The following is a 10608-nucleotide window of genomic DNA, read 5'->3' as shown; positions in this document are numbered from 1 at the left end:
CGCCCCCATCACCAATTTGCAACCCCACCCCATCGGGTTCGAGACTGGAGGGCATGTAGGTGCAGGGCGCCCCGTGGATCAGGAGCCCGGGAGTGCCGCCTACCGGAGGCCGCGCGCGTCGAAGACCTCCTTCAGGGCCTGCGAGGCATCGATGGCGCGCGGGAAGCCCGCGGGCACGGTGATGAGGTAGACGATTTCCTTGAGCTCCTCCGGCTTCACGCCGGCCTCCAGCGCATAGCCGGCGTGGACCTTGAACTGCGCGAGCTGGCCCAGGGATGCGAATGCCGCCAGGGCGGCGAGCTGCCGGGTCCGCACATCCAGCTCCTTGCGCCCCCACACGTCGTTGAGAGCGTAGCCGGCGGTCGCCTCCGCCAGGAACGGGAAGTCGCGGCGCATGGCCTCCAGCACCGGCTGGGGCCTGCCGCCGTTCAGCCCGGCCACGAGCGCCTCGCCCCGGGCGACACGCTCCCGGGTGGAGAGGTCCTCCCGGGGAGGCTGGACGCGCGGCGTGCCCTGCGCGGCCGGCATCGCGCGCACGCAGCCACCGAGGGCGAGGGACAGCAGGGCGACAGAGCACCATGAAGCCTGGATGTGCATGACGACTCCTCTCAGTAGGGGCTGGCGGTGGGGCGGACGATGATTTCGCTGACGTCGACGTCGTCGGGCTGCTCGATGGAGTAGGCGATGGCCCGGGCGATGGCGTCGGCGGGGATGGCGATGCGGCGGAACTCCTTCATGGTGTCCCGGGCCAGGGGGTCGGAGATGGTGTCCGCCAGCTCCGACGTGGTGACGCCCGGCGAAATCACCGTCACCCGGATGTCGCCGCCGACTTCCTGGCGCAGGCCCTCGGAGATGGCCATGACGGCGAACTTGGTCGCGCAGTACACGGCCGCCGTGGGCGACACCGCGTGGCCACCGATGGACGAGAGGTTGATGAACTGCCCGCTCCCCTGCTTCTTCATCAGCGGCAGGCCCGCGGCGATGCCGTGCAGGACGCCCCGGATGTTCACGTCAATCATCCGGTTCCACTCGTCCACCTTCAGCGCGTCCAGCTTGGAGAGCGGCATCACGCCCGCGTTGTTGATGATGACGTCCACGCGGCCGAACGCGCCGAGCGCGAACTCGACGAACGCCTCCATGTCCTCGCGGCGCGTCACGTCCAACTGCCGGTAGCGGGCCGAGCCGCCCTCGGCGGTGATGGCCTTCGTGAGCTCCTCCAGCTTGTCCGTGCGCCGCGCGCCCAGCACCACGTGGGCGCCCTGCCTGGCGAGCAGGCGGGCCGTCGCCTCGCCAATGCCGCTGCTCGCTCCGGTGATGACGACGACCTTTCCCTTGATTCCAGCCATGATGTGCCTCCGTCGGGTGTGTCCCGGATGCCCGTGGCGGATTCGCCCCGGGAACGAGGCTATGAGTACGGATTCGCACCCGGCCGGCGGTAGACCATTCCTGGCGGCGTCTTGCCTGATTCTGCAAGCCGCCACGGAACCGTGGGGAATCTCGTCCTGGATGAGTAGTCTGATTCTCCATGGCGACGAACCCACGAGAGAAGCAGGCGCTCCTGGCCGAGCTGGCCGCGCTGGTGGAGCGGCTCACGCCCGGAGACGGCATCCACCCGACGGCCATCGAGCACGTGTCCCTCCTTCGCGCCGCGCGGCCCGCCGAGCCGCTGCGCGTGCTCTACAAGCCCGCGCTGTGTGTCATTGCCCAGGGCAGCAAGCAGGTCATCCTGGGCGACGAGGTGTACCCCTATGACGCCTCGCACCACCTGATTGTCTCGGTGGACCTTCCCGTCATCGGGCAGGTGACGCGGGCCACGCCCCGGGCGCCCTACCTGTGCTTCCAGCTCGACCTGGACCCCGTCGAAATCGCCGACCTCGTCCTCAAGGCGGGGCCGCCGCCACCGCCGTCCCAGCGGGGCCTCGCACGGGGGTTGTTCCTGGGTGAGACGTCCCCGGTGCTGCTGGACGCGGTGCTCCGGCTGGTGCGCCTCTTGGAGACGCCCGAGGACATCCCCGCGCTGGCGCCGCTGGCCACGCGCGAAATCCTCTACCGCCTGCTGAAGGGCGAGCACGGCTGGCGGCTGGCGCAGATTGCCTCGGCGAACAGCCAGGCGCAGCGCATCGCGCGGGCCATTGGCTGGCTCAAGACGCACTTCGCGGAGCCGCTGCGCATCGAGGACGTGGCGCGCGAGGTGCACATGAGCACGTCCTCGCTGCACCACCACTTCAAGGCCGTCACCGCGATGAGCCCGTTGCAGTACCAGAAGCAACTGCGGCTCCAGGAGGCCCGCCGGCTCCTGCTCAGCGACGACGTGGACGTGGCGACCGCGGGCTTCCGGGTGGGCTACGAGAGCCCGTCCCAGTTCAACCGCGAGTACCGCCGCCTCTTCGGGACGCCGCCCGGTCAGGACCTGCGGCGGCTGCGCGGCCAGCCGGCGACGCAGCTCGCCTCCTGACCCTCCGCGCGAGGTGTGACGTGCACGGGCGCGAGCGAGCCCTCATGCCCGCCCGTGCCAGCGCGTCTCCGTGGAGGGCGCTCAGGGTGCGGATGTGACGTGCACGGGCGCGAGCGATTCCCCATGCTCGCCCGCGCCAGCGCGTCTCCGTGGAGGGCGCTCAGGGTGCGTATGTGACGTGCACGGGCGCGAGCGAGTCCCCCATGCTCGCCCTCGCCCGTGTCGCGCCAGCGCGTCTCCGTGGAGGTTGCTCAGGGCGCGTGCAGGATGCCCGTGAAGGCGTACGCGTACGCGTTGGGGAAGTCCTGGCGGAAGAGGTACCGGCTCAGGTCCACGTTCCCCTCGCGCAGCGACTGGATGCGCGCCACGTACGCCGCGCCCGGCACGAGGACGCCCGGAGGCACCGTCAGCTCCCGCTCGGCGGTCATGAAGGTGACCGTGCCCTGGATGCGGGTGCGCGTGCCGTCCTCGGTCAGCCGGAAGAACGTCACCAGGTGGTTGCCAGGACGGCCCACCGCCGGAGGCGCCCAGCGCAGCGTCGGCGTCAGCGAGCCGAGGGCCTGGTCGTCGTCGGCGGAGACGCCATCCACCCGGATGTCACGCACCGGGCTCATCAGGGGCTCGATGCGCTGGTACGGAGACCCGGACAGCTCGGCCGTGGTTCCGAACATGCCCGTCGCCACCCACGGCTGCGTCCCGTTGAGGGAGAACGCGACGGAGCTGTAGCGCGCGAAGCTGATGACGAGCGGCCAGTCTCGCGGGTACGGGTTGCCGTAGGTCATGGGCACCGGACGTCCCTCCTCCAGCGGCGCGGCCAGCACGTCCGGAATGGCGGTGGCGTAGTACCCGTGCTTCGCCGTGTAGGGCGCGACGCTCACCGTGAAGAGGGACGCGCGGGTCGCCGAGGGCACGGCCCGCGGATGGACGTCGGCGAGATGGGTGTCGAAGCTCGAGGTCCGGTAGTCGTAGACGAGCAGCTCCCGCTGGGGCACGTCCTGGAAGCTCCCCTGGATGACCGTCTCCTGGCCGGCCACCATCGTGAAGGGCGCGGGCCGGAAGACCTGCGTCACCGCCTGGTAGGACTTGTCCCCGGACACCTTCGCCGACAGTCGCGTCACGAGGGCCGTGTCGCCCCGAGTCCCGTCGATGAGCGTCCCGAAGGGCTGGGCGGAGAAGTCCACCAGCGCGCCTTGCAGTCGGGTGTCTCCCTCCGAGAGAGGCCCTGCCTCGAAGGAATCCTGCACGTCGAATAGCGCGGTGGCGGCTCCCCCGGAGAAGAGCTGGAGGGTGTCACCCGTCCGCCAGGGCGTCAGGCCGTCCACGTTGAAGGTGAGCGCCGTGGGCTCGGATGGCACGGCCGCGTCCGGACGCCCGAGGTACTCCCGGCTCAGGTCCAGCTCGCGCTCCGTGCCCGAGACGTAGAGGTCACCCACCCAGAGCGAGTACCTGGCGCCCCGGGGCACACCGGCGACGGTGAAGGTGCCCTGCGCGGTCCCCTGCCCCTCGTACCGGACGAAGCCGCTCCGCGTCTGGACCCATGCGTAGATGGAGACCGCGGACAGGTCGTGGGGAACCTCCACCCGCTCCCGGTCCTTCAGATAGATGTCGAAACGACGCCCCTTGATGCCGGACTTCTCCCGCGACTTCTCCTGCGCGGCGCCTTCCACTTCCGCGCCCACGGCGTACGCGGGGGCGGCGGAGAGGAACAACAAACCGGCGGCCATCACTCCACTGCTCATGCGAGCTGTTCTGGTCATATGCGGCCGGAACGCATGACCGCGGCCCACATATCAGTCCTCTGGAAAGTCGTTGCCGGGTGCAACGAATCAGCGCGCCGGGCCCGGCTTGGACGGACCCGGGCGCTCGAAGCCGAGCACCGCGGGCAGGACGTAGCGGCCGAAGAGGACCACCGGCAGTGCGGAGCCCGCTTCGTTGTAGTGACTGCCGGTGAAGGCCGCGGTGAGGCCGAGCGACGGCACCACGAAGACGTACTGCCCGCCGTTGCCGCGCGCGAACGCCACGTCCACCGGCTGGTCCTGGATGACGAAGCGGTTGCTCCACCACAAGAGGCCATACCGGGAATCGCCCAGGTCGCCGTGCGGCGTGGTGGAGGCGGTCACCCACTCCTCGGACACCACGTGCCGGCCCTGCCACCTCCCGCCCTCGACGAAGACCTGGCCGAGCTTCAGGAAGTCTCGCGGGCGCAGCCGCAGGTGTCCTCCGGTGTCCGTGCCCCGCTTGCCCGCGGGCTGCCACTCGAAGTCCTTCACGCCGAGCGGTTCGAAGAGCCACTCGCGGGAGAGCTGGGGAATGGACAGGCCGCTCGCGCGCTCCAGCACCGCCCCCAGCAGCACCACGCCCGCCGTGCAGTAGCGCGTCACCGTGCCCGGCTCGTCCTTCATGGGCAGGTCCACCACGAAGCGGGCCCAGTCGCCCGTGTCATACATCTTCTCTTCGTTGCCCGGTGAGCGCGCGTTCCAGTCGTCGCAGTCCAGGCCCGAGCGCATCTCCAGCAGGTGGCGCAGGGTGATGCGCTCCTTGCGCGGGTCCGGGTTGCGCACCGGCGCGAGGTCCGGGAGGAAGGGCAGCACGGGCGCGTCCAGGTCCGGCAGCACCTCGCGCTCGTGCGCCATGCCCACCAGCAGCGAGGTGAAGCTCTTGGTGGCCGAGCGCAGGTCGTGCGGCGTCTCGCGCGTGAAGTCGTTCCAGTAGCGCTCGTAGAGGAGCTTCCCGTCGCGGGCGATGAGCACCGAGTCCGGCGCCTCCACCGTGCCCTCCGCCACGTCGTGCTCCAGCCACTCCAGCCAGGAGCGCCGGACGCCCGCGTCCTCGAAGGACGCCACGGGCCAGCCGTCATCCCGCGCGTCGGGCGGAGAGCCGGGCCCCGTGGGCGTGCGCTTTCCTCCGCACGCGGTCAGGAGCAACAGCAGGCACGGCAGGGCGGCTCTCACGGACATGGGACGCATCCTCCTGGTACCCGTCCGGCCGCCGGGCGGCCCCGAGGTCCGGGGCCGCCGCAGCATAGTGCACGCTCAGTGCCCCGGGGCGCCCGTCGCTCCGGGCGGGAGCACGGCGGGCTCCGGCTCGGGCTTGCGCACCTCCAGCTTCCGGATGACGACGTAGAAGACGGGCGTCAGCACGAGGCCGAAGAGCGTCACGCCCAGCATGCCGGCGAGCACCGCGATGCCCATCGCCTGGCGCATCTCGGAGCCCGCGCCCGTGGCGATGGCGAGCGGCACCACGCCCATGATGAAGGCCACCGACGTCATCAGGATGGGCCGCAGCCGCAGCCGGCACGCCTCCAGCGCCGCCTGCACCACGCCCATGCCCTCGTCCTCCTTCGCGCGCGCGAACTCGACGATGAGGATGGCGTTCTTCGCCGCGAGGCCAATCAGCACCACGAGGCCAATCTGGGTGAAGATGTTGTTCTCCCCGCCCACGAGCCATACGCCCGCCAGCGCGCTGAGCAGCGCCATGGGCACGGTGAGCAGCACCGCCAGCGGCAGCGTCCAGCTGTTGTACTGCGCCGCGAGGATGAGGAAGGCGAGCAGGATGGCCAGCGGGAAGACGAGCAGCCCCGCGTTGCCGGCCAGCTTCTCCTGGTAGGTGAGGTCGGTCCACTCGAAGCTCATGCCGGCGGGGAGCGTCTGTGCGGCGAGCCGCTCCATGGCCGCCACCGCCTGGGCCGTGCTGACACCCGGGCGTGCCATGCCGTTGAGGTCCGCGGACGGATAGCCGTTGTAGCGCGTCACCTGGTCCGGCCCGAAGGTGGGCGCCACGTCCACGAGCGAGGCCAGCGGCACCATGCCTCCCGTCTGGTTGCGCACCTGGAGCCGGCCGATGTCCTCCGCGTGCATGCGGTACGGCGCGTCCGCCTGCACGTTCACCTGGTACGTGCGCCCGAAGCGGTTGAAGTCATTCACGTACAGCGAGCCGAGCTGGATTTGCAGCGTGTCGAAGATGTCTCCGAGCCGCACGCCCTGCGTCTTCGCCTTCACGCGGTCCACGTCCAGCTTCAGCTGGGGCACGTTGATTTCGAAGCCGGACATCAGGCCCATCAGCTCGGGCTCGGCCGAGGCCCGCTGGGCGAGCGCCTGTGTGGCTTCGTAGAGCGCCCGCGGACCCAGCCCCGCGCGGTCCTCCACCTGGAGCTTGAAGCCCGCCAGCGCGCCCATGCCCGGCACCGGCGGCGGGGGGAAGATGGCGGCGAAGCCCTCCTGGATGGTGCTGAACTTCGCCTGCAGCCGGCCCGCGATGGCGTTGGCGGAGAGGTCCTCCGTGGTGCGCTTGTCGGAGGTCTCCAGGATGGTGAAGACCACCGCCGCGTTGGGCGCGTTGACGAAGCCGTTGACGGACAGGCCGGAGAAGGCCACCACGTTCGCCACGCCCGGCTCGGCCAGGGCCAGCTCCGACATCCGCTTCACCACGTCCGTCGTGCGGTCCAGCGACGCCGCGGGCGGCAGCTGCGCGATGCCCACGAGGTAGTACTTGTCCTGCATGGGGACGAAGCCCCTGGGCACGTGCGCGAAGCCCGCCCACGTCAGGCCGAGCAGCCCCGCGTACACGAAGAGCGCCACCGCGCTCACGCGCACCACCCGCTTCACCGCGCTCACGTAGCCCTCCGACGCCCGGTCGAAGAAGCGGTTGAAGGGCCGGAAGAGCCAGCTCCCCAGCGCCCAGTCCATGAGGCGCGTGAGGCCGTCCTTCGGCCCGTGGTGCCCCCGCAGCAGCACGCCCGCCAGCGCCGGGCTCAGGGTGAGCGAGTTGAACGCCGACAGCAGCGTGGAGATGGCGATGGTCAGCGCGAACTGCCGGTAGAACTCACCGGTGAGGCCTCCGAGGAACGCGGTGGGGATGAACACCGCCGCCAGCACGGAGGTGATGGCGATGATGGGGCCCGTGACTTCCGTCATCGCCCGGCGTGCCGCCTCCTTGGGACTGGCGCCCAGCGCGATGTGCCGCTCGACGTTCTCCACGACGACGATGGCGTCGTCCACGACGATGCCGATGGAGAGCACCATGCCGAAGAGCGAGAGCGTGTTGAGCGAGAAGCCCAGCAGGTGCATCACCGCCGCCGTGCCCACCAGCGACACCGGCACCGCGGCCAGCGGGATGATGGAGGCGCGCCACGTCTGGAGGAAGAGCACCACCACCAGCACCACCAGGAGCACCGCCTCCAGGAGCGTGCTCACCACGTTCCGGATGGAGGCGCGCACGAAGAAGGTCGGGTCGTACGCGATGCGGTACTCCATGCCTTGTGGAAAGGCCGCGCTCAGCTCCTTCATCCGCTCCTGCACCGCGGCGGACACGTCGAGCGCGTTGGAGCCGGACGCCTGGTTGATGCCGATGGCCACCGCGGACTTTCCGTCCAGCAGCGCCTTCAGCCCGTAGTTGTTGGCGCCCAGCTCCACCCGGGCCACGTCGCGCAGGCGCGTCACCTGCCCGCCCTCGCCCACCTTGATGACGATGTCCGAGAACTGCTCCTCGTTGGCGAGCCGGCCCTGCGTCGTCACGGTGATTTGGAAGGGCGCGCTGGCGTCCGGCTGCTGCCCGACGACGCCGGCGGCCACCTGCACGTTCTGCTCGCGGATGGCGGCCACCACGTCGCTGGCGGTGAGCTTGCGCGCGGCCAGCTTCTCCGGGTCCAGCCAGATGCGCATGCTGTACTCGCCCGCGCCCCACACCACCACGCTGCCCACGCCGGGGACGCGCTGGAGCACGTCCTTCACCTGGAGCACCGCGTAGTTGGAGAGGTAGAGCGGCTCCAGCTTTCCTTCCGGCGAGACGAGGTGCACCACCATCAGGATGTCCGTGGAGGTCTTCTCGGTGACGACGCCGAGCCGCTGCACCTCCTGCGGCAGGCGCGGCAGCGCGCGCGCCACGCGGTTCTGCACCTGCACCTGCGCGAGGTCCGGGTCCACGCCCTGGGCGAAGGTCACCGTCAGCGTGACGCGGCCGTCGCTGGTGGCCTGCGAGGACATGTAGAGCATGCCCTCCACGCCGTTGATTTCCTGCTCCAGCGGGGCGGCCACCGTCTCGGCCGTCACCTGGGGGTTGGCGCCGGGGTAGGCCGTGCTCACCACCACCGTGGGCGGCGCGACGGCGGGGTACTCACTCAAGGGGAGCTGCACCATCGCGAGCCCGCCCGCGATGAGCAGCAGCACCGACAGCACGGCCGCGAAGATGGGCCGGTCGACGAAGAAGTGGGTGAACTTCATGGCCGCGTGACCTCCTGGGCCATGGCCACCAGCTTCGGCGTCACCTTCGCGCCGGGCCGGGCGAGCCCCTTGAGGACGATGCGCTCACCGGGGGCGAGCCCCTTGCGCACCACGCGCAGGCGGCCTTCCGCCGCGCCCAGCTCCACCCGGCGCTGCTCCAGCGACGCGTCCGGACGCATCACCAGCACGTAGCGCCCGAGCTGGTCCGTACCCACCGCCGTCTCGTCGATGAGCACCGTGGGCCGGGCCGCGCCCGTCTCCAGCCGCACCCGCGCGAAAAGGCCCGCGGTGAGCTTGCCGCTCGGGTTGGAGAGCACCGCGCGCGCCCGCGCCGTGCCCGTCACCGGGTCCACCCGGTTGGAGAGGAAGTCCAGCTTCGCCTCCCACGGGAAGCCCTCCTCTCCGAGCAGCGCCAAACGCACGGGCACGGGGTGGACGCGGCCGTCGGCCTGTCGGCCCGTGGGGCCCGCGCTCGCGAAGCGCAGGTAGGTGGGCTCGTCCACGTCGAAGTAGACGTGGAACGGGTCCACCGAGACGATGGTGGTGAGCAGCGTCGCGCCAGCGGTGCCGCCGCTGACGAGGTTGCCCTCGGTGACGAGCGCCTGCCCCACCCTGCCTCCGATGGGCGCGCGGACCTTCGTGTCGTGGAGGTCGATTTCCGCCGCGCGCACGGCGGCCCGGGCGGACTCGACGCGCGCCCGGCCCTCCGCGCGATCCGCCTTGAGCACGTCGAAGTCGCTCTCGGAGATGACCTTGTCGGACAGCAGCTTCTCGCCCCGGGCGTACTTCGTCTCCGCCAGCGCGAGCCGCTCCTCGGCCTGGGTGAGGTCCGCCTTTGCTCGCGCGAACGCGGCTTCGTAGGTGCGCGCGTCGAGCTGGAAGAGCACCTGCCCGGCCTTGACGAGGCCTCCTTCCGCGAAGCGCACGGACTCGATGTAGCCGCCCACGCGAGGGCGGAGCTCCACTGTCTGCACCGCGGACAGCGTCCCTGTGAACTCGGCGCTCTCCGAGAGGGAGCGTGTGACGACCTCGGCCACGACGACCTCGGGCAGGGCCGCCTGGGCGCCGCCCGCGCTTCCTGGCGCGTCGCTCGCGTCGCTCGCGAGGACGAAGCCCCCCACCACCATCGGGGCGACCAGGGCCGCTCCGACCAATGCACGTCTCAGCTTCATGGATGACTCCTGTGTTTCCGGACTGCGGCCGGCACGAATGCGCTCGCCTCCCCGCGAGTCGGCAGTCGCGCCGGCCATGGAGGTTCAAGACGCGGAGCAGGGCTCCGCCTGGGCCCCGCCGGCAGTCACCGGCGGAGCGTGGAGGTTCAAGACGCGGAGCAGGGCTCCGCCTGTACCCGCCGGCAGTCGCACCGGTGGGCATGGAGATTCACGACGCGGAGCAGGGCTCCGCCTGTACCCCGCCGGCGGTCACACCGGCGGAGCGGGATTCAAGACACGGAGCGGGACTCCGCCTGTACCCCGGCCGAGTCACACCGGCGAGGCATGAGAGTTCAGGACGCGGAGCAGGGCTCCGCCAACACCCGCCGGTGTGCTCAGCGAAGCGTGGTTCACGTCACGTGGCAAGGGCTCCGCCGACGTGACCGGTGGAGCACGGGTGCGATTGGAAGGTCGAGAGCGGGTGGCGACCCGCGCACTCAGCCGCGACGGATGCCCGGAGTCCTCACGGGGCCCGCGTCGCGGCGCTGCGTTCACAACAACACCGGCGTTGTCGCGCACCGGGGCGGAAGGAGCCGCGTGCCCTGCCGGAAGCAGGGAGCGCGCGGGCGGTGGTGGCGGCCATCCGCGCGCCAGCCTCTGGCGCCTGGAACGGATAGGGGGTGTGTCCGGCCACGAAATGGAACATGGCGGGTTACTAATCACCCTTGCGCGAAGGCCGCAACGGATTGTGAAGCCCGGCATCCGCGCGCGGGGGGGTGGGGAT

The 10608-nt window shown here is 70.7% G+C and carries 7 protein-coding genes; 1 reads left to right on the top strand and 6 read right to left on the bottom strand.

Annotation, left to right across the window (positions count from 1 at the left end):
* Positions 1-99: 99 nt before the first annotated feature.
* Positions 100-597 carry a carboxymuconolactone decarboxylase family protein gene (locus HG543_RS46675; RefSeq protein WP_169351440.1) on the bottom strand — a complete coding sequence of 166 codons (498 nt, stop codon included), beginning with the start codon at positions 595-597 and terminating at the stop codon, positions 100-102.
* 11 nt (positions 598-608) lie between these two features.
* Positions 609-1346 (bottom strand): SDR family oxidoreductase, encoded by a 738-nt coding sequence (locus HG543_RS46670; RefSeq protein ID WP_169351439.1) that lies wholly within the window; start codon positions 1344-1346, stop codon positions 609-611.
* Between the two features lie 179 nt (positions 1347-1525).
* Here HG543_RS46670 and HG543_RS46665 point away from each other — a divergent pair, with 179 nt between their 5' ends.
* A complete protein-coding gene (locus HG543_RS46665) occupies positions 1526-2455 on the top strand; it encodes an AraC family transcriptional regulator (RefSeq protein WP_169351438.1) in 930 nt (309 codons plus the stop codon).
* 251 nt (positions 2456-2706) lie between these two features.
* Here the strand turns inward: HG543_RS46665 and HG543_RS46660 are convergent, their stop codons facing one another.
* From HG543_RS46660 to HG543_RS46645, 4 genes are all read right to left on the bottom strand, one after another.
* A complete protein-coding gene (locus HG543_RS46660) occupies positions 2707-4194 on the bottom strand; it encodes a hypothetical protein (RefSeq protein ID WP_169351437.1) in 1488 nt (495 codons plus the stop codon).
* 87 nt (positions 4195-4281) lie between these two features.
* Complete coding sequence (locus tag HG543_RS46655; RefSeq protein WP_169351436.1) at positions 4282-5412, bottom strand: serine hydrolase domain-containing protein; 1131 nt, start codon at positions 5410-5412, stop codon at positions 4282-4284.
* A 75-nt stretch (positions 5413-5487) separates the two neighbouring features.
* Entirely contained in the window at positions 5488-8673 is a 3186-nt protein-coding gene (locus HG543_RS46650) for an efflux RND transporter permease subunit (RefSeq protein WP_169351435.1), read from the bottom strand.
* The gene (locus HG543_RS46645) at positions 8670-9845 is read right to left on the bottom strand and encodes an efflux RND transporter periplasmic adaptor subunit (RefSeq protein WP_169351434.1); all 1176 of its coding nucleotides are present in this window, start codon (positions 9843-9845) and stop codon (positions 8670-8672) included. Before HG543_RS46645 ends, HG543_RS46650 begins: the two co-directional genes overlap by 4 nt.
* Positions 9846-10608: the final 763 nt, after the last annotated feature.

This window comes from Pyxidicoccus fallax (assembly GCF_012933655.1).
In the GTDB taxonomy this organism is placed as follows: Bacteria; Myxococcota; Myxococcia; order Myxococcales; family Myxococcaceae; genus Myxococcus; species Myxococcus fallax.
The sequence above is the reverse complement of the archived record's forward strand: the minus strand, read 5'-3'. Positions and strand labels throughout refer to the sequence as shown.

Bases quoted from the DNA above. Each gene is read 5' to 3' on its own strand.
- HG543_RS46675 (WP_169351440.1), bottom strand. From the start codon at position 597: ATGCACATCCAGGCTTCATGGTGCTCTGTCGCCCTGCTGTCCCTCGCC.
- HG543_RS46670 (WP_169351439.1), bottom strand. From the start codon at position 1,346: ATGGCTGGAATCAAGGGAAAGGTCGTCGTCATCACCGGAGCGAGCAGC.
- HG543_RS46665 (WP_169351438.1), top strand. From the start codon at position 1,526: ATGGCGACGAACCCACGAGAGAAGCAGGCGCTCCTGGCCGAGCTGGCC.
- HG543_RS46660 (WP_169351437.1), bottom strand. From the start codon at position 4,194: ATGAGCAGTGGAGTGATGGCCGCCGGTTTGTTGTTCCTCTCCGCCGCC.
- HG543_RS46655 (WP_169351436.1), bottom strand. From the start codon at position 5,412: ATGTCCGTGAGAGCCGCCCTGCCGTGCCTGCTGTTGCTCCTGACCGCG.
- HG543_RS46650 (WP_169351435.1), bottom strand. From the start codon at position 8,673: ATGAAGTTCACCCACTTCTTCGTCGACCGGCCCATCTTCGCGGCCGTG.
- HG543_RS46645 (WP_169351434.1), bottom strand. From the start codon at position 9,845: ATGAAGCTGAGACGTGCATTGGTCGGAGCGGCCCTGGTCGCCCCGATG.